Genomic DNA, 17,798 nt, shown 5'->3' with positions numbered 1-17,798 from the left:
CCGCGCCGCCCGCGGCGCGCGGGGGCGCGCGGCCCGCCTGTTTGCCCCCCCCCCCCCCGCGCCGGCCCCCCCCGGGGGGCGCCCAGTCGCGGCGCCGGGGCCCCCCCCCGCTTCTGCTTTGCCCGGACTTGGGGGACTGTGGGCGTGTACACGGCAATTGTGAAGGGCTGTGACCGGCAACCGTGGCCGGACAGGGCCCGTACGGCCGGATGACAAGGCCCGGGTGACAAGGGCCGGGGCCGCCAACGGCACGATCGGAAGGAGGCGGCCCCGGCCCCGGTCCGTTCCCGTACGGGCGGGGCATCGACCGCGGAAGCCCGTACGGCTGCGGTCGGCACCCATTTGACGACTTCAACAGCACTTGAAGTCAAGCCCCCGGGGGCGCCCCCGACAGGAAACCGGACACCGGAGCGGGGTAGCCTCGCTCCCGGCGGGGGCCGACAGGCGCCACGGGACAAGGGGCGGACGGATGACGCAGCAGCAGCGCGGCTACTGGCGGGACGCGGACGGCTCGGCCGTCGCCGTCAGCCAGGCGCACATCGTATGGACCAGGGCGGCCTACCCGGCCCTGGTGGACGTGGCCCACCGCTACCACGCGGTGATCACCTACGCCGAGCTGGCCGAGGCCGTCCAGCAGGCCTCCGGGGTGCGCACCAGCGTCAACCAGCGGCACTGGATCGGCAAGGTGCTGGCCCTGGTGGTGCGCGAGGCCCACCGGCGCGGCGACCCGCCGCTGACCGCCCTGGTCGTGCACGCCACCGACGGCATGGTCGGGGCCGGCTACCAGGACGTGCTGGAGGTCGCCGGACAGCCGCCGATCCTCGACGAGATGGACCGCGAGCAGCACGCCGCCGCCGCCCGGCTCGCCTGCTACCGCCACTTCGGCGCCGACCTGCCCGCCGACGGCGGCATCCCGGCGCTGGCCCCGCGGCTCACCACCACGGTGACCCGCAAGAAGGCCGCCACCGCGAAGGGCAGCACCGCGAAGGGCGCCACCGCCGCCGCGGCCGCCGCGACGGTCCCGCGCCCGCCGGCGATCTGCCCGAACTGCTTCCTGGAACTGCCCGCGACGAGGGTGTGCGACTCCTGCGGGGCCACCGTCGCCCCCTGAGCACGGCAGCGGCCGGTCGCCTCACACCGCGGCCGGCAGGCGGCCGGGCATCCGCCAGCCCTCGGCCAGGCGCGAGGGGGTCAGGCGCCGGCCCTCGCCGAAGAACTCGCAGAACTTCATGATCAGCGGGTCCCAGCCGACCGGGTCCACGTAGTGGTCGGTGCCCGGCACGATCAGGCGCTCGTCCACGTGGGCACGCACCACGGAGACCTCGAAGGCGGTGCACCCCGGGTTGCCCGCCAGCGGCCTGGCCTCCTCCAGCCGGCACTCCAGCTGCACCGGGCACTCGGCGGCCCGCGGCGCCCGCACCAGCTCGCCGGGCAGCTCGGTCAGCCCGGCGACGGCGAACTTCTCCCGCTCGTGCCGGTAGCCCTGCGCCCGCCGGTTCTCGGAGACCGTCGGGTTGGCGGTCAGCAGCGCGAGGGCGTCCACGGCGTCGACCTGCGCCGCCGAGGGCAGGTTGAGCACGCACTCGCCCTCGCGCCGCAGGTTGGCCGACGTCTGGGAGCTGTTGCCCAGGCCCAGCACGCAGGACTGGCCCAGCCACCAGGCCGAGGACATCGGCGCCAGGTTCGCGCTGCCGTCCTCGTTGCGCGAGCCGATCAGCACCACGGGGGTGCCGAAGTACAGGACCTTGAGATCGGTGACCTTGTGCACGGGAAGAGCCGTCCTCGCATCTGGTGAGTCGCCGGCCCGGACCGGATGATCCGCGGCCGGACACCGACTCTGCCCCCGCCCGCGCCCCGGCGCTGGCGGAGATCGGACACGGCGCTCCCGTACCCGCTACCCGCGCGCCGGGGTCAGCCCAGGCCGCGCACGGCGACCGTACGGGCCTGGCCGTCGGTCAGCCGGTACGACAGGCCCACCACCGCGGCCCGCCCCTCGGCGACCCGGGCGGCCAGCAGCTGGGAGCGCTCCAGCAGCAGGTCCACGGTCTGGCGGATGTGCTCGTCCACGATCGCGTCCGGGTCCTCGATGCCCGCCGCCTTCGCCGACAGCACGCTCGGCGTCACCCGCTCCACCACGTCCCGCACGAAGCCGCCGGGCAGCCTGCCCTGCTCCAGGGAGTCCAGCGCCGCCGCCACCGCGCCGCACGAGTCGTGCCCGAGCACCACCACCAGCGGGCAGTCCAGCACCGCCACCCCGTACTCGACGCTGCCCAGCGCCTCCGCGCCGGTCACATGACCGGCGGTGCGCACCACGAACAGGTCGCCCAGGCCCCGGTCGAAGATGATCTCGGCGGCCAGCCGGGAGTCCGAACAGCCGAACAGCACCGCGAAGGGCTTCTGCGCCGGCGCCAGCGCCGCCCGCCGCCCGGCGTCCTGGTTGGGGTGCTCGGGGCTGCCCGCGACGAAACGGGCATTGCCGTCCAGCAGCACCCGCAGGGCCTCGGCGGGGTCGGATATCGGACCGGATATCGGGGAGGAGATCATGCGGCCACCCTAGATCGCCGCTGCTGGGAGCCGCAGCCGGGGGCCGCAGCCGGGGGCCGGGGGCGCGAGCGGGTCGCCGCCGGGCGGGGGAGAGCGTCCGAGGCGCCCGGTACGGTTTCCGGTGTGCCCACCCGAGTACCCCTCGCCGACCTCGTCCGGCTGCGCCAGGCCCGCGACCGGATGGACCGCGAGTACGACCAGCCGCTGGACGTGCCCGCGCTGGCCCGTACCGCGCTGATGTCGCCCGGCCACTTCTCCCGCAGCTTCCGCGCCGCCTACGGGGAGACCCCGTACAGCTACCTCATGACCCGCCGGATCGAACGGGCCAAGGCGCTGCTGCGGCGCGGCGACCTCAGCGTCACCGACGTGTGCATGGCGGTGGGCTGCACCTCGCTGGGCTCCTTCAGCACCCGCTTCACCGAACTGGTCGGCGAGAGCCCCAGCGCCTACCGCTCCCGCGACCACGCCGACGGCGAGCCCATCCCCGCCTGCATCGCCAAGATCCGCACCCGCCCGGTGCGCCGTACGGAGGCGAAGGGCGGGCCCCCTCCCGTAACTTGATGCCATGAGCATCGAACTCGCGCAGTGCTTCATCGCCGTCGACGACCACGACAAGGCGCTCGCCTTCTACCGCGACGTGCTCGGCTTCGAGGTGCGCAACGACGTCGGCTTCGAGGGGATGCGCTGGGTCACCGTCGGCTCGCCCGAGCAGCCCGGGGTGGAGATCGTCCTGGAGCCCCCGCTGGCCGACCCGCACGCCTCCGAGGACGACCGCCGGGCCGCCGCCGAACTCCTGGCCAAGGGCCTGCTGCGCGGCGTCATCTTCCGCACCGACGACTGCGACGCCACCTTCGAGCGCATCCGCGCCGCCGGCGCCGAAGTCCTCCAGGAGCCGATGGACCAGCCCTACGGCGTGCGCGACTGCGCCTTCCGCGACCCGGCGGGCAACATGCTGCGCTTCAACCAGCCGCGCGCCGAGTAGCCGTCAGCCGCTGCTCGTCGGGCGGCCCAGGCGGTGGAGGACCAGCCAGGCCTGGACGCCCTGGGCCAGCAGTACGGCCGGCGGCACCGACCACGGCAACAGGCCGGCCAGGGCCAGCGGGAACAGCGCCAGGACGGTCACCGCCAGGACGGGCAGGGTGCTCAGCAGGGCGATGCGCAGCCGCGCCTGGCGGGGCATCACGACGCGGCCCCGCGGGCCCGGTCGAGGAAGGTGCGCAGGTCGGCCCAGGCGTCGGCGGGGGCGTCGGGGTCGCCGGACAGGGCGGCCGGCTCCTCGCGCCAGGCGGTGCGCACGGCGGCGGACAGGGCGGTGTCGCCGCCGCTGAAGAGGCGGGAGAGCTCGTCGAGGCGGGCCGCGATGCGTCGCACCCGGGGGTCGGCGGGGTCGGCGCCCGCGGTGCGCAGCGCCTCGGCGCGGCGGTAGAGCTGGGGCCACTCGACCTCCAGCAGGTAGTGGGCGGCGGGGCCGAGGGCGGCGGCGTGGTCGGCCAGGGCGTGCAGCTGGTCCTCGTCGAGGTGGCGGCGCAGGGCCTCGTCGGCGGCGGGACCGGTGGCGCCGACGGCCCGGACCAGGCGCAGCAGGTCGGCGGTGCCGGGCTCGCGTTCGGCGGCGAGCTCGGTGTCCAGGTGGCCCAGGCGCTCGTGCAGGTCCCGCAGGGCGGCCAGCGAGGCCTCGGTGGCGGCCAGGTGCTCGCGCACCAGCCGCCTCGGGTCGACGCCGGCGTCCAGGCAGGTGGCGATGGTCTCCAGACCCAGGCCCAGGCGGCGCAGGGCGAGGATCTGGTAGAGGCGCACGACGTCCGGCTCGGTGTAGGCGCGGTGGCCGGAGGCGGTGCGCCGGGAGGGGCAGAGCAGGCCGAGCTCGTCCCAGTGGTGCAGGGTGCGTACGGTCAGGCCGCTCGCCTCGGCGAGCGGGCCGACCTTCCAGGTCTGTTCAACGGAGGGCATGGCACGAGCATCCCTCCTCACGCCGCGTGAGGTGCAAGTCCCGGGTGGGTGCGGGTCGGTGCGGGCAGCGGGTAGTCGGGCAGGGCGATGTCGCCGGCCTTGGCGAACTGGGCGGCCAGGATGGTGCGCAGCGGCCAGCGGCCCATCCAGCGCATCGAGGCGGCGCGCAGGCGGATCATCAGGGCGCTGTCGGGGGCGTAGCCGTTGACGCCGCCGGGCGGCAGCTCCTGGGCGCGGGTGACGTAGGGGCGCATCCGCTCCTCGTAGCGGGCGAAGGCGGTGGTGAAGTCGCCCGCGGCGGCGGCGAGTTCACCGGCCAGCAGGTAGGCGCCGACCAGAGCCAGGCTGGTGCCCAGGCCGGTGAGCGGGCTGGGGCTGTAGCCGGCGTCGCCCAGCAGGGCGACGCGGCCGCGGCTGTAGCGCTCCAGGTGGATCTGGCCGAAGGAGTCGAAGGCGAAGTCCTCGGCGGTGGCCATGCCGGCGACCAGGCGCTCCACCCGCCAGCCGGCGCCGGCGAAGCGGGCGGCGAGCAGGCGGCGCCGGGCGGCGTCGTCGCCGCGCTCGAGGGCGAGCGGCTCGGAGCGGAAGGCCAGGGAGGCCTTGACCTCGCCGGGCAGCCGGCCCGGCCGGGCGGCGGCGACCAGCCCGCCGGGGGCGTTGTACATCAGGAACCAGCTGTCCAACTCGCGGGCGAGCGCCGGGTCGTGGACGGTGAACCAGCAGTGGTAGCCGCCGAGCGGGCGGTAGTGGTCCTGCTCGGGGCCGAAGGCCAGGCGGCGCACCACGGAGTGCAGCCCGTCGGCGCCGATGACCAGGCCGAAGCGGCGGGCGGGGGAGTTCTCGAAGTGGACGGTGACGCCGTCGGCGTCCTCCGCCAGGGCCGTGATCGTGTCGTCGTACAGGTACTCGACGCCGTCGGTGGCCTGCTGGAGCAGCTCGGCGAGGTCGCCGCGCAGGATCTCGACCTCGGAGACGATGCCCTCGCCCTCGAACAGCTCGACGGGCATCCGGGCGGCGTGCCGGCCGCGGCTGTCGACCAGGGCGATGCCGCGCTGCTCCACGCACAGCGCGCGGGCGCGCTCCATCAGGCCCATCCGCTCGATGACGGTGCGTCCGGCGCCGCGCAGGTCGACGGCCTGCCCGCCGGGGCGCGGGGCGGGGGCCCGCTCGACGACGGTGGGGTTGAAGCCGTGGCGGCGCAGCCAGTAGGCGAGGGCGGGGCCGGCGATGCCGGCGCCGGAGATGAGGATGTCGGTGTTCTCCATGTCCGCAACCGTACGCCGTACGCATGGCGCTCAACAAGCCGTGTTCTGCGGTTATTTGGGGCTGATGCACTAGTGCACTAGGGCACTTCCGGGGCTGTGGGGAGGGCTTTGCGCAGGCGGGCGGCGTCCGCGGGTGCACTAGTGCGCGCGGGGGCGGGCCGACGGGTCGGGGACGGCTCAGGGTCGGGTCGGGGGTAGGTCAGGGGTGGGAGCGGGGGCGTCAGGGCTTCGGCGCGGTGCCCATCAGGGTGTGCAGCAGGTCCTCGCCCAGGGCCAGGCCGGTCCGCGACTCGTCCGACAGCTCGTAGTCGCGGTACCAGTCCGCCGGCGCCTCCGGGTGCGGCCCGCTGACCGCCACCCGGCCCGCCCCGTAGCCGGCCACCACCGCGGCGGCCCGGTCGTTGGTGTAGCGGGCCAGCACGTCCGCGCCCGGGCCGTCCACGTCGAAGTACGGGCCGTCCTGGAAGTACATCCGCTGCGGCTGCCCGCGCCAGGAGACGTCCACCAGGTGGTCCTGCTCGTCGGTGACGGTGGCGCCCCCGGAGCTGATGTACTGCCCGGAGTCGCCCGGCAGGAGGCCGAAGCCGGGCTCGCGGCCCGCCAGGTAGCCGCCCATGCACAGGCCCAGGTAGTGCCCGCCGCCGCGCACGTAGGCGCGCACCAGCTCCGGGGAGAAGCCCGGGTCGCGCTGCATCAGGCGCCAGGCGGTGGACACCTCCTGCCCGTTGGTGCCGCCCGGCTGCACGTACAGCGCCGCGCCGGACAGCGCGTCCGGGCCGAAGCGGACCTGCTCCCCGGGCCCGATGTAGCGCACCGCGTAGCCGTCGTGCTCCAGCAGGTCGTGCGCCGCCTCCGGGCAGCCCTCGCAGGCCGCCGGGCCCCGGTAGACCAGGGCCACCGGACGGCCCTGCGGGTCCGGACCGCCCGTGGGGGGCGCCTGCTCCGCCCGGGCGGCGCCGTTCCCGCCGCCCCCGCCTCCGGACGGGGACGCCCCGCACGCCGAAGCCGCCAGCACCACCGCCGCCAGCACCAACGCCGCCGCACCCCGTCCAGCCCTCATGACCTGCACTCCTGCCGCCCTCCCCGGGCCGTAGCCGTCCGCCGCCACGACGCTACGTGCCGGGCACCCCGGCCCGCACACCAGCCCCCCTGACCGGGTGAACGCGAGGCGCGCGGTTGACGGCCCCGGGGGGCTCAGGAAGGGGATGGGGGTTCAGGAGGACGGGGACTCAGGGGACGGGGCTCAGGAGGACACGGCCGCCACCGCGGGCAGCGGCGCCGCCGCCCGGGCCGGCGGGAAGCGCCGCGGGCGCACCAGCGCCAGTACCAGCAGCAGGGCCAGCGCCCCGGCGCCGCAGGACAGCAGGGCGTCAGTCCGAGGCCGAGCCACTCCCATCGGGACCCAGTTGCGACTGTCAGTGTCAGTGACCCCGGGTAGGTTGATGATGTGCACCTTCGGTACTCGTATCGCCTCTATCCGACGTCAGGTCAGCGCGCTCTGCTGGCCAGGACGTTCGGGTGTGCTCGGGTGGTGTTCAACGACGCTCTCGCGGCGCGGAAGGAAGCCCGTAAGGGCGGCCTGCCCTACCCCAAGAGCACCGACTTGCAGAAGCAGGTCATTACGGCGGCGAAGAGGACCCCTGGACGCGCGTGGCTCGCCTCGGTCGGGGTGGACCCGCTGATCCAGTCCCTCCGGGACCTGGATACGGCTTACCGGAACTTCTTCGACTCGGTGTCCGGGAAACGTTTCGGTCGGCCGGTCGGGCTGCCACGGTTCAAGTCGAAGCGTGATGCCCGGCAGTCGTTGCGGTTCACCCGCAACGGGTTCCGCATCCGCTCGAACGGGAAGCTGAATCTGGCGAAGATCGGCGATGTGCGGGTGAAGTGGTCCCGCGGGCTTCCGGTTGACCCGTCATCGGTGACGGTCCTGCTGGATTCGGCAGGCCGGTACCACGCCTCGTTCGTGGTGGAGGTGGAACCCGAGTACCTGCCCGAGGTCGATGCCGAGGTCAGCATCGACCTCGGGCTGACCACCTACGCCGTCCTCTCCGACGGCAGCGTGATCGACAACCCGCGTTTCCTGCGCACAGCGGAGAAGAAGCTCAAGGCGGCGCAGGCGGGAGCTGTCCCGTAAGGCCAAGGGGTCGAAGAACCGGGCCAAGGCCCGCGAGAAGGTCGCCAGGGCGCACGCCAAGGTGGCCGACAGCCGCAGGGACTGGCTGCACAAGCAGACCACCAGGATCGTCCGCGAGACCCAAGCGGTGTTTCTGGAGGACCTGAACGTGCGCGGCCTCGCCCGGGGCCGTCTGGCCAAGTCGGTGCACGACGCCGGATGGGCCACCTTCCGGCGCCTGCTCGAGGAGAAGGCAGCCCGGTGCGGGCGGTACGTCGGCATCGTGGACCGGGTGTTCCCGTCCTCCCAGCTGTGCTCGGAGTGCGGGCACCGTGACGGACCCAAATCCCTGCACGTCCGGGAGTGGGCCTGTTCGGTGTGCGGTGTGGTGCACGACCGTGACCTCAACGCTGCTCGCAACATCCTGGCCGCCGGGCAGACGGACAGGCTAAACGCCCCTGGAGGGCCGGTAAGACCAGGCGTGGCGATCCCACGCCAGGCACGGCCCGTTGAACGGGGAACCCACCTCGGCGACCAGCGGACCACGGACATCCGTACCGCAGGCGCGGGAGGAATCCCCGCCCGGTAGGGGCAGGGAGGATGCCAACCCCATCGCCGACCAGACCGCCCCGCCGCGGCCCACCCCGTCGAGCGCGGTGACCATGAGCAGCGTCCCGGTCGGGCACAGCGCGGCGGGCAGCCGGGCGAGGAAGGATACGACGGGCAGCCGGGGCCCGGCCAGTCGGACGACGCCGAGCACGGCGCTGCGAGCGGACAAGGGACGCCCTTCATCGGTGGCGGTGGGAACACCCCACTACACCGGACGGCGCGCCGGACGGGCCATCGGCGGCGGCACCAAGCGGGCCGCGCCGCGGGCGGGGCGGCGCTGGACGTTCCTCCGAGCCGGGCCCGCCCTTCACGGCGGTGGGCGTCAGTCCTCCCGAAGCGCCGTCACCACCGCCGACAGGTCCCGCTCGGCGATCGACGGGTCCGCCAGCAGGGCCTGCCGGGCCGCCGCCAGCAGCGGGCCGCCGCCCGCCAGGGCGAGGTCCTTGGCGGCCAGCCGCACCGGGAAGTCCGACTCGGCGCTGCGCGCCCGGGCCACCACCCCCGCGAGCGGCCCGGCCGCCAGCACCTCCAGCGCCTGCTCCTGGGGCACGCCCAACTCGCCCGCCACCGACAGCACTTCGTCCAGTACGGCGACCGAGGCGACGATCGCGCCCATCACCACCACCTTCAGCGCCGCCCCCGTCCCCGGGCCGCCGCAGCGGCGCACCCGGCCCAGGTGGGACAGCACGGGCTCGGCGCGCTCCAGGTCGGCGTCCTCGCCGCCCGCGTAGACGGTCAGCCCGCCGCTGGCGGCCGGGCCGACGCTGCCCAGCACCGGGGCGTCCACCAGGGCGACGCCGTCCGGCAGTTGCTCCCGCAGCCCGGCCACGGCGCGCGGGCCGATCGAGGACATGTCGATCCACAGGGTGCCGGGCGCCAGCGCGGCCGTGAACTGCCCGGCGACCTCGGCCGCGGCCTGCGGGTCGGCCAGCATGGTGACGACGATGCCGGCCCCGGCCACGGCCTCGGCCGGGCTCGAAGCCTCGGTGAGGCCGTCGGCGCGGCCGGGAGTGCGGTTCCAGACGGTCAGCGGGTAGCCGGCGGCGGCCAGGCGGCGGGCCATCGGCAGCCCCATCCGGCCCAGGCCCAGAAAGGCGATCTTTTCCATGGCCACCACGCTAGGCACCCACGAGCCAGGCGACAAACGAATGTCTCGCATGGTACTCATGCAGAATGGACATGGCTTGGCTGGACGTCTTCCGCACCGTCGCGCACCTGGGCTCCTTCACCGCCGCCGGGGAGCGCCTCGGCTTCACCCAGTCCGCCGTCTCCCGCCAGATCGCCACCCTGGAAGCCGAGTTGGGCGCCCCGCTGTTCGACCGCCTGGCCCGCGGCGTCCGGCTGACCGAACACGGCCGGGCCCTGCTCCCGCACGCCGAAGCCCTGCTGGAACGCCTCGACACCACCCGCCGCGACCTCGTCGCGCTCACCGAACTGGACACCGGACGCCTGCGGGTGGGCGCCTTCGACAGCGCCAACGCCGAACTCGTCCCCAGCGCCCTCGCCGCCTTCCGCGCCGCCCACCCGCAGGTCGAGACCACCCTCACCGAAGGCCTCACCGTCCAACTGCTCGACCGCCTCGCCGACGCCACCATCGACCTCGCCGTGGTCGCCTCCTACGCCGACGACCCCCAGGACGCCTACGACACCGACCAGTTCGACCTGCGACCGCTGCTCGCCGACCCCGTCCTGGTCGCCCTCCCGCGCGGCCACCGGCTCGCCCACCGACGCCGCCTGCGCCTGGCCGAACTCGCCGACGAACCCTGGATCGCCGCCCGCCGCGACCCCGGATCCACCCTGCTCGCCGCCTGCCTGCGCAGCGGCTTCCAGCCCCGCATCGAGTGGGCCGTCGGCGCCTGGGCCGCCAAACTCGGCCTGGTCGCCGCCGGGTTGGGCCCCACCCTCATCCCGTCGCTGGCCGCCCGCGCCGCCCGCCCCGACATCGTCCTGGTCCCCCTCCACCCCCAGGACACCCCCGTCCGGCACGTCGCCACCGCCACCCGCAGGGGGCAGCGGGTGCCGCCCGCGGTGGCCGGCTTCCTCGGCTTCCTGCGGGCGGCGGCGCGCGCTCACCGGAGCTGACGCTCACCGGGGCTGACGCTCAAGCGGCGGCCGGGAGTCACCGGAGCTGACGCTCACCGGAGTCGGCGTTCACCGGAGTTGACGCTCCGCCGCCTCCACCGTCTGGGCCAGCAGCACCGCGATCGTCATCGGCCCCACCCCACCGGGCACCGGGGTGATCAGGGACGCCCGGAGCCGGGCCGTCTCGAAGTCCACATCGCCCACCGGGCCCGGGTGGTAGCCCGCGTCGACCACCACCGCGCCCGGCTTGACGTCCGCCCCCGCGATGAACCGCGGCCGCCCCACCGCCGCGACCAGCACGTCCGCCTCCCGCACCAGCGAGCGCAGGTCCGCGGTGCGCGAGTGGCAGTACGTCACGGTGGCGTCCCGCCCCAGCAGCAGCAGGCCCGCCGGCCGGCCCAGGATGGCGCTGCGCCCCACCACGACCGCGTGCTTGCCCGCGAGGTCGACGCCGTACTCGTCCAGCAGCCGCACGATCCCGCCCGGGGTGCAGGAGACGAAGCCCGGCAGGCCGAAGCCCATCGCCGCGAAGGAGTGGGTGGTCACCCCGTCGACGTCCTTCTCCGGGGCGATCGCCTCGAACGCGGCGCGCTCGTCGAGGTGCGGGCCCACCGGGTGCTGGACCAGGATGCCGTGCACCCCCGGATCCGCGGACAACCCGCCGACCACGTCCACCAGTTCGGCGGTGCTCACCGAGGCGGGCAGGGCCACGTGCCGCGACGCGATGCCCGCCCGGGCGCAGGCGGCGCGCTTCATGCGGACGTACGTCACCGAGGCCGGCTCCTCGCCGACCAGGACGGTCGCCAGACAGGGCGCCGTCCCGGTGCGCCGGTGCAGCTCGGCGGCCGCGGCCGCACTGGTCCCGGTGATCCGGCGGGCCGGGCCGGTGCCGTCCATCAGACGGGCCTGCCGGCGATCGGTCACGGGGGTGTCGGTCACGGGGGTGCTCCTGAGCTCGTACGAGTCGCCCAGGCGCACGGCATCGACGGATGTCAGGCCGCTCCCCGGTGGTACTCCACCCCAGCGCCAGTCACGGCCCGCTGCCAGGGTAGCCGAGCGCGGTGGGAACTCGGTTGAAGGGCAGGGCGGTTGCGGGCGATCATGCGGGGATGAGCGAGCGACCCGAGCGATGGACCCAGGCCACCGTCTACCCCGACATGTGGGCCGACCCGGCCGACGACCCGCGCAACAGCGAAGGCCCCGCCCCGGACGGCGAAGCCGCCACCCTCGAGGACTGCCTGACCAACTACCGCCACACCCTGCGGATGAAGTGCGAGGGCCTGGACGCCGAGCAGCTCGCCCGGCGCTCGGTGCCGCCCTCGACGATGTCCCTGCTCGGCCTGGTGCGCCACCTGGCCGAGGTGGAGCGCGACTGGCACAACTGGATCCGCGCGGACGAGCCGCTGCCCAAGCTGTACGGCCCGCGCGACGCCGACTTCGACGGCGCGCTCGCCGACCCGGCCCTGGTCGAGGCCGCCTGGCGCGACCTGGAGCGCGAACAGGCCGCCCTGGACGCCGAGTTGGCTGCCCACCTGGACCTGGGGGAGCGCCTCGGCAAGCAGCGGCTCTCGGTCCGGGAACTCCAGGTGCACCGCATCGAGGAGTACGCCCGCCACTGCGGCCACGCCGACCTGCTGCGCGAGTGCGTGGACGGCCGCGTGGGCCAGTGACGTGAGGGCTGCTGGCGCCGATTCCGCCGAGGTCCGGGCCGCGCTGCGGCGGCTGTGCGCGGTGCCGCTGCCGCCGGACGCGGCCGAGCTGCCGGACGAACTGTTCGACGCCGTGGACGACTTCATCGCCGCCCACGGCGCCGACGACATCGCCGAACCCGTTGCCCGGGCCGTGCACGCCGGATGGGCCACGGCCGGGCAGGGCGCCGTCTTCCTGAACGTCGCCGCGTGGTCCGGCACCGACAACGGCACGTCCATGAAGCTCACCCTGGACGACTGGGTGCGGCACTCGGACGACCCCGTCCGGCTGCACCTGGCCCTGCACCACGAGGCGTACCCGCTGCCCACGGCCGCCGAGATGCGGGTGGCGCTCACCGCGATCGCCGAGCGCCACCCGCGCTTCCGTGACGTGTGCCGGCGCCACCTGGAGGAGCGCCGGCCGGACGGTCAGCAGGTGGCGTCGGCCGGGGGCAGTACGCCGGTGGACAGGTAGGCGTCGACGGCCCGCTGGGCGCAGGGGCTGTAGCCGTTGAGGAGGACGGTGTGGATCCGGCCCGGGACGGTGAGCAGCCGGGAGCCGGACAGCCGGGCGTGCAGGGCCAGCGCACCCGGGTACGGGGCGTGGGTGTCGCCGGTGGAGTGGATCTGCAGGGCGGGCACCGCGTTGCGCACCTGGACCAGCGGCTCCTCCGGGGAGCTGCGCCAACTCGCGCACGGGATGGGCCCGTTGAACACCGGGCCGAAGACCGGCCGGGTGGCGCGGGAGCGTTCGACGGCGGCGGCGTACCACCCCGGCGAGCGCGGCATGGCCACGTCGTCGCACAGGTAGCCGATCGCGGCGGCGAGGTCGGCGCCGGCCGCCGGGTCGGGCGCCAGGACGGCGGTCAGCAGCGCGTGCAGGGCCGGGCCCGCCTGTACCGGCTTGCCGTCGGCGGCGTCCAGCAACTGGCGCAGCACGCCCGCGTAGTCGGCGCTGTCGCGGTCGTCGCCCTGGCAGAGGGTGAGCAGGAACGGCAGCACGGCGCCGTCGAGCCGGAAGCCGTCGACCGCGATCGGCGCCGCCTCGGCGCGGCGCACCAGGCCCTGCACGGTGGCGCGCACCGCCGCCGCCGTCGCGCCCAGCCGGTAGGTGTCGTCGCGCGGCGCGGCCCAGGCCGCGAAGTCGTCCAGCGCCCGCTCGTTGGCGGCCGCCATGTCCTGGAACGCCCCGACCCCGTAGCGGGCCGGGTCCAGCGCGCTGTCCAGCACCAGGCGGTCCACCCGGCCCGGGTACAGCTGCGCGTACACCGCGCCCAGCAGCGCGCCGTAGGACTGGCCGAAGAAGGAGGTGCGCTGCTCGCCCAGGGCCGCGCGCAGCACGTCCAGGTCGCGGGCGGTGTTGAGGGTGGTCAGGTGGGGCAGCAGGTCCGGGTACTTGCCCCAGCACGCGTCGGCGTCCGCCTTGGCCAGGCGCCAGCTCTCCCGGAAGCCGGCCGGGCCGCTGCCGCTCGAGCGCAGCCAACTGCCGTGGTTCAGGCCGCAGTCGAGGCCGCCGCTGGCGCCCACCCCGCGCGGGTCCATGCCGATCAGGTCGTAGGCCCCCGCCGCGGCGGGGGCCAGCTGGGCGCGCAGCGCGACCGGCAGGGCCAGGCCGCGGTTGCCGGGGCCGCCCGGGTTGGACAGCAGGATGCCGTGCCGCGCGGCGGGGTCGGCGGCGCGGATCCGGGAGACGGCGATGGGGAGGGTGCGGCCGTCGGGCGCGCGGTAGTCGAGCGGGACGGTGAGCGTGCTGCACTCCGCGCCGGCGGCGGCCAACTCCGCGTCCTGGCAAGGGCCCCAGGCGAGGCTTTGGTGGTGGAAGCGCTCCAGCGGGTCGGCCGTGGGAGTGGCAGCGGAGGAAGGGGCGGCGGCTGCGGACAGGGCCAGGGCGGCGGCGAGTACCAGGGCGGGCTTCATGACGCCCACCCTAAAGTCCCTCCTCCGCACGGGCGTTGGCGGCCTCAGGAGAGCCTCAGGAGAGCCCGGTGCGGTGGCGCTCGAACTCCTCCGGGGTGCGCACCCCTTCGTCCAGGACCGCCCGGTAGACCTCCCAACTGCGCACGCCCCGACCGTACTCCGGGCTCCCGGCGTAGGCGTCCTTGATCCGCAGGATCGCCAGGCGGGTCTGCTCGGTCAGCCGCGGGGGCAGGTCGCGCAGGTGGGCGAGGTCGGGCTGGCGGTCAGGGTCGTCGACGAACCACAGGTCGACGTTCCAGGTCCGGCCGACTTGGGAAAGGCCCGCGGGTGAGCGGTAGTTCAGCCCCAGGTAGAGGCCGTCCGGGTAGTCGTACGGTTCCTGGTTCCAGACCCCGGTGTCGTTGCGGAAGCGCACCTGCCACACCCGTTCGTGCAGCGCCAGGCGCGCCCCCGCGGCGGCCACCCGCTCGTGGGCGGAGGCGTCCAGGCGCGGGCACACCACGGTGACGTCCAGGTCCCGGCGCACCATCAGCCCCAGGGCCGAACTGCCCACCCGTACCGGGGTGCCGAGCGCGCCGAGCAGGGCGTCCAGGCCCAGATCGGCGTGGACCTCGTCGGCCTCGGCCTGCAAGGCGCGCTGTCGGTCCAGGAGTTCGTCGTCGGTCGGCGCGGCGGTCGGTGCGCCGTTCGGTGCGGCGGTCGTCATCGGGCCAGTCTGCCACGGGCCCCGCGAGCGGAATTGACCCATGGAAACGGTGCTGGATTGCCCCAGGATCATGGGTCTTTCCGCTCCTAGTCTGGTCACATGACGACGACGAAGAACACCGCCCCCGCCCCCGCCGCCCCCGTCCTGGCCCGCCACGCGGAGGCCGAGACCTGCGCCGACCCGAGCGCCACCATGACCCTGCTCGCCGAGACGGCCCCCGGCGAGGGCGGCTTCACCGTCTACCGCTCCGCCTTCGCCCGGGGCGCGGTCGGGGCCCCGGCGCACTTCCACACCCGGGCGTGGGAGCTGTTCTTCGTCATCAGCGGCTCGCTGCGGGTCCTGGTGGGGGAGGAGGTCACCGTCCTGAACGGGGGCGACTTCCTGGCCGTGCCCCCACACACCGCGCACGCCTTCGCCGCCGCCCCGGGCGCCGAGGCCGACGTGCTGTTCATGTTCGCCCCCGGCATGGACCGCTTCGACTACCTGCGCCTGCTCGGGACCGTCATGCGCGGCGAGACCGACCCGGGCGCGATCGCCGCCTCCGCCGAGCGCTTCGACAACCACTACGTGGACAGCCCCGCCTGGCGCGCCGCCCTGGCGGGCCAGGCCTGACCGTTCGACCCGGCCGCTCGACGGGCCGGGGCGGGCCGGGTGTGGAACGGTGGAAGGCCAGGGGATCAGGGTCCCGGCTGCGAGAGGAGTCGCCATGTCGTCGAAGCGCCGTCGCAAGAAGAAGGCCCGGGCCAGGCGCGGGGCCAACCACGGCCGCCGGCCCCAGTGCTGAGCAGGTGAGCCGCTGAGCAGGTGAGCGGTCGAGCTGTACGGCCCCGCGTCCGCACGTCGGACGCGGGGCCATACATTCGGTCACCCTGCGGAGTCGAGCGCCGCAGCCTTGCGCAGCAGCACCGCCCGCTCGCGGGCGTTGCGGCACAGCCGGGCGGCGAGCTCCAGCTCGGCCCGGGCCTCGGCGGTGCGGCCCAGGCGGGTCAGCAGCTCGCCGCGCACCCCCGGCAGCAGGTGCGAGCCGGCGAGGCGCCCGGAGACGGCCAGGTCGTCGACCAGGGCGAGCGCCGGCCCCGGCCCCTCGGCCATCGCGACGGCCACCGCCCGGTTGAGCTCGACCACCGGGGACGGCGCCACCCGGCCGAGCGCCTCGTAGAGCAGCACGATCCGTTCCCAGTCGGTGTCGGCCACCGACGGCGCCGCCGCGTGGCAGGCCGCGATCGCCGCCTGGAGGCCGTACGGGCCCAGGCCCCGTCCCAGGGCGGCGGCCCGGCCGAGGGCGGCCAGGCCGCGGCGGATCGCCGAGTGGTCCCAGCGGCGCCGGTCCTGGTCCTCCAGGAGCACCGCCTCGCCGTCCGGGCCGGTGCGGGCCGGGAAGCGCGAGGCGGTGAGCTCGAACAGGGCGAGCTGCCCGTGCACCTCCGGCTCGTCGGGCAGCAGGGCGGCCAGCGTCCGGGCCAGCCGCAGCGCCTCGTAGGCGAGGTCGGGGCGCAGCAGGTCGGTGCCGGCCGTGGCCGTCGAGCCCTCCGTGAACACCACGTACAGGACGCTCAGGACGGCGCCCAGCCGCGCCCGGCGCTCGCGCTGCGGCGGCAGCTCGAAGGGGACGTGCGCGGCGGCGATGGTCTTCTTGGCGCGGGTGATCCGGGCCTGCACGGTCGGCACCGGGACCAGGAACGCCCGGGCGATCTCCTCGCTGGACAGGCCGCCCACCACCCGCAGGGTGAGCGCCACCCGGGCCTCGGGGGAGAGCACCGGGTGGCAGGCGGTGAACATCAGGGCGAGGACGTCGTCGTCGACCCGGTCCGGGTCGAACGGCAGGTCGTCCGGCGCCGGTGCGGGCCCGCCGGCCGAGCCCGCGCTGAACTGGCCCTCGGCCAGGGCGCCGGCCAGCGCGGTGTAGCGCTCGTCCAGCGCCGAGGTGCGGCGGAAGGCGTCGATGGCCCGGCGCCGGGCGCAGGCCAGCAGCCAGCCCACCGGGTCGGCCGGGGCGCCGTCGCGCGCCCAGGCGACCAGGGCCTCGGCCAGCGCCTCCTGGGCGACGTCCTCGGCCAGGGCGAAGTCCCCGGTGTAGCGGGCCAGCGCGCCGATGATCCGCGCGGACTCGATCCGCCACACGGCCTCGACGGCCCGCCGGGCGGCCTCGGCGCCCGGCGGGCCGTCGGTGGCCGCGGGCATCAGAGCTGGCCGGTCCGCTCGCGCCACGCCCGCTCCTTGACGATCCACTCGTTGTCCTGCGGGAACTCCTCGATGCCCGGCACCCGGCGCACCTCGCACTTGGAACCGGGCAGGGCCGGCAGCCGCTTGGCCCACTCCACCGCCTCCTCCTTCGAGGCCACGTCGATCAGGTAGAACCCGCCGAACAGCTCCTTCGTCTCCCCGTACGGGCCGTCGGTGACCACCGGCGCCTCCCCGCCGAAGTCGACCACCACGCCCTGCGACGGGTCGTCCAGCCCCTCGGCGGCCACCAGCACGCCCGCGCGGATCAGCTCCTCGTTGAAGCGCCCCACGGTCTCGAGCATCTCCTCGAAGGGCGTCTCCATCATCTTCGCCACGGACTCGTCCGTGCCCCGCATGATCAGCATGTACTTCGCCATCACGAACCTCCTTCGACGGGGGCCGCCTCCCGACCCTCTCCACCCCAAGGTCGAACGGCGCCCCCGCGGATCGACACCCTCGACGAAGACGGACGATATTCCCTCCCACCGACACCCCCCGCCCGCCCCGCCGCCCGTACGCCCGGGCGACCGGGGGACCCGCCGAACAACAGCGGCCCGGCCAGCACCGGCCGGGCCGCCGAACAGCACCCGCTCCGATGCCCCGTTGCGGCGTGGGCCGGGGCCCAACCCCCCCCCCAACCCCCCACGACCCGCGGGGGACCTGGGGACAGCCCCCGAGCGACCCGGCCGGTGCGGGGCGGG

The 17,798-nt window shown here is 75.1% G+C and carries 20 protein-coding genes, 1 pseudogene and 1 riboswitch; of the genes and pseudogenes, 8 read left to right on the top strand and 13 right to left on the bottom strand.

The window, feature by feature from the left end; translation table 11 throughout:
- Positions 1–469 precede the first annotated feature (469 nt).
- On the top strand, positions 470–1,111 hold the full coding sequence (locus tag ACFVXG_RS24830) for a hypothetical protein (RefSeq protein WP_387930598.1): 642 nt from the start codon (positions 470–472) through the stop codon (positions 1,109–1,111).
- A gap of 21 nt (positions 1,112–1,132) precedes the next feature.
- On the opposite strand, the gene ACFVXG_RS24825 is transcribed toward ACFVXG_RS24830, so the two are convergent.
- Positions 1,133–1,768, bottom strand: coding sequence for a flavin reductase family protein (locus ACFVXG_RS24825; protein ID WP_387930597.1), 636 nt, complete (start codon positions 1,766–1,768; stop codon positions 1,133–1,135).
- A gap of 143 nt (positions 1,769–1,911) precedes the next feature.
- A complete protein-coding gene (locus ACFVXG_RS24820; protein ID WP_387930596.1) occupies positions 1,912–2,544 on the bottom strand; it encodes a carbonic anhydrase in 633 nt (210 codons plus the stop codon).
- Positions 2,545–2,724: 180 nt separating this feature from the next.
- On the opposite strand from ACFVXG_RS24820, the gene ACFVXG_RS24815 reads away from it, so the two are divergent.
- Both ACFVXG_RS24815 and ACFVXG_RS24810 read left to right on the top strand, forming a co-directional pair.
- Entirely contained in the window at positions 2,725–3,105 is a 381-nt protein-coding gene (locus ACFVXG_RS24815; RefSeq protein WP_387930686.1) for a helix-turn-helix transcriptional regulator, read from the top strand.
- Between the two features lie 4 nt (positions 3,106–3,109).
- On the top strand, positions 3,110–3,526 hold the full coding sequence (locus tag ACFVXG_RS24810) for a VOC family protein (protein ID WP_387930595.1): 417 nt from the start codon (positions 3,110–3,112) through the stop codon (positions 3,524–3,526).
- A 3-nt stretch (positions 3,527–3,529) separates the two neighbouring features.
- On the opposite strand, the gene ACFVXG_RS24805 is transcribed toward ACFVXG_RS24810, so the two are convergent.
- The 5 genes from ACFVXG_RS24805 to ACFVXG_RS24785 all read right to left on the bottom strand — a co-directional run bounded on the left by ACFVXG_RS24805 (position 3,530) and on the right by ACFVXG_RS24785 (position 7,149).
- A complete protein-coding gene (locus ACFVXG_RS24805) occupies positions 3,530–3,724 on the bottom strand; it encodes a hypothetical protein (protein WP_387930594.1) in 195 nt (64 codons plus the stop codon).
- A complete protein-coding gene (locus tag ACFVXG_RS24800; protein WP_387930593.1) occupies positions 3,724–4,494 on the bottom strand; it encodes a MerR family transcriptional regulator in 771 nt (256 codons plus the stop codon). Before ACFVXG_RS24800 ends, ACFVXG_RS24805 begins: the two co-directional genes overlap by 1 nt.
- 17 nt (positions 4,495–4,511) lie before the next feature.
- Positions 4,512–5,759, bottom strand: coding sequence for an FAD-dependent monooxygenase (locus ACFVXG_RS24795; protein WP_387930592.1), 1,248 nt, complete (start codon positions 5,757–5,759; stop codon positions 4,512–4,514).
- Positions 5,760–5,979: 220 nt separating this feature from the next.
- The gene (locus tag ACFVXG_RS24790) at positions 5,980–6,819 is read right to left on the bottom strand and encodes a BPL-N domain-containing protein (protein WP_387930591.1); all 840 of its coding nucleotides are present in this window, start codon (positions 6,817–6,819) and stop codon (positions 5,980–5,982) included.
- A gap of 183 nt (positions 6,820–7,002) precedes the next feature.
- Entirely contained in the window at positions 7,003–7,149 is a 147-nt protein-coding gene (locus tag ACFVXG_RS24785; RefSeq protein ID WP_387930590.1) for a hypothetical protein, read from the bottom strand.
- 57 nt (positions 7,150–7,206) lie between these two features.
- On the opposite strand from ACFVXG_RS24785, the pseudogene ACFVXG_RS24780 reads away from it, so the two are divergent.
- Positions 7,207–8,461 (top strand): annotated as a pseudogene (locus ACFVXG_RS24780) (RNA-guided endonuclease InsQ/TnpB family protein).
- Positions 8,462–8,803: 342 nt separating this feature from the next.
- Here ACFVXG_RS24780 and ACFVXG_RS24775 read toward each other — a convergent pair.
- Positions 8,804–9,589, bottom strand: coding sequence for an NAD(P)-dependent oxidoreductase (locus ACFVXG_RS24775; RefSeq protein WP_387930589.1), 786 nt, complete (start codon positions 9,587–9,589; stop codon positions 8,804–8,806).
- A 71-nt stretch (positions 9,590–9,660) separates the two neighbouring features.
- On the opposite strand from ACFVXG_RS24775, the gene ACFVXG_RS24770 reads away from it, so the two are divergent.
- On the top strand, positions 9,661–10,563 hold the full coding sequence (locus ACFVXG_RS24770; RefSeq protein ID WP_387930588.1) for a LysR family transcriptional regulator: 903 nt from the start codon (positions 9,661–9,663) through the stop codon (positions 10,561–10,563).
- 69 nt (positions 10,564–10,632) lie between these two features.
- Here ACFVXG_RS24770 and ACFVXG_RS24765 read toward each other — a convergent pair whose 3' ends face one another.
- A complete protein-coding gene (locus ACFVXG_RS24765; RefSeq protein ID WP_387930685.1) occupies positions 10,633–11,460 on the bottom strand; it encodes a bifunctional 5,10-methylenetetrahydrofolate dehydrogenase/5,10-methenyltetrahydrofolate cyclohydrolase in 828 nt (275 codons plus the stop codon).
- A gap of 62 nt (positions 11,461–11,522) precedes the next feature.
- Positions 11,523–11,607, bottom strand: a riboswitch (ZMP/ZTP riboswitch).
- A 65-nt stretch (positions 11,608–11,672) separates the two neighbouring features.
- On the opposite strand from ACFVXG_RS24765, the gene ACFVXG_RS24760 reads away from it, so the two are divergent.
- Positions 11,673–12,233, top strand: coding sequence for a DinB family protein (locus ACFVXG_RS24760; RefSeq protein ID WP_387930587.1), 561 nt, complete (start codon positions 11,673–11,675; stop codon positions 12,231–12,233).
- Between the two features lies 1 nt (position 12,234).
- The gene (locus tag ACFVXG_RS24755; RefSeq protein ID WP_387930586.1) at positions 12,235–12,726 is read left to right on the top strand and encodes a hypothetical protein; all 492 of its coding nucleotides are present in this window, start codon (positions 12,235–12,237) and stop codon (positions 12,724–12,726) included.
- Here ACFVXG_RS24755 and ACFVXG_RS24750 read toward each other — a convergent pair.
- Together ACFVXG_RS24750 and ACFVXG_RS24745 are read right to left on the bottom strand one after the other, a co-directional pair.
- A complete protein-coding gene (locus ACFVXG_RS24750) occupies positions 12,681–14,168 on the bottom strand; it encodes an alpha/beta hydrolase (RefSeq protein WP_387930585.1) in 1,488 nt (495 codons plus the stop codon). The two genes, ACFVXG_RS24755 and ACFVXG_RS24750, sit on opposite strands and share 46 nt — an antisense overlap.
- Positions 14,169–14,223: 55 nt before the next feature.
- On the bottom strand, positions 14,224–14,874 hold the full coding sequence (locus ACFVXG_RS24745; RefSeq protein ID WP_387930584.1) for a hypothetical protein: 651 nt from the start codon (positions 14,872–14,874) through the stop codon (positions 14,224–14,226).
- A 99-nt stretch (positions 14,875–14,973) separates the two neighbouring features.
- Between ACFVXG_RS24745 and ACFVXG_RS24740 the strand changes: the two genes are divergently transcribed.
- Positions 14,974–15,486, top strand: coding sequence for a cupin domain-containing protein (locus ACFVXG_RS24740; protein ID WP_387930583.1), 513 nt, complete (start codon positions 14,974–14,976; stop codon positions 15,484–15,486).
- Positions 15,487–15,738: 252 nt separating this feature from the next.
- On the opposite strand, the gene ACFVXG_RS24735 is transcribed toward ACFVXG_RS24740, so the two are convergent.
- Together ACFVXG_RS24735 and ACFVXG_RS24730 are read right to left on the bottom strand one after the other, a co-directional pair.
- A complete protein-coding gene (locus ACFVXG_RS24735; RefSeq protein ID WP_387930582.1) occupies positions 15,739–17,082 on the bottom strand; it encodes an RNA polymerase sigma factor in 1,344 nt (447 codons plus the stop codon).
- Positions 17,055–17,474, bottom strand: coding sequence for a YciI family protein (locus ACFVXG_RS24730; RefSeq protein WP_387930581.1), 420 nt, complete (start codon positions 17,472–17,474; stop codon positions 17,055–17,057). Before ACFVXG_RS24730 ends, ACFVXG_RS24735 begins: the two co-directional genes overlap by 28 nt.
- Positions 17,475–17,798 lie beyond the last annotated feature (324 nt).

Source organism: Kitasatospora sp. NPDC058162 (genome assembly GCF_042884005.1).
GTDB lineage: Bacteria > Actinomycetota > Actinomycetes > Streptomycetales > Streptomycetaceae > Kitasatospora.
This window is presented reverse-complemented; position numbering and strand designations above follow the sequence as displayed.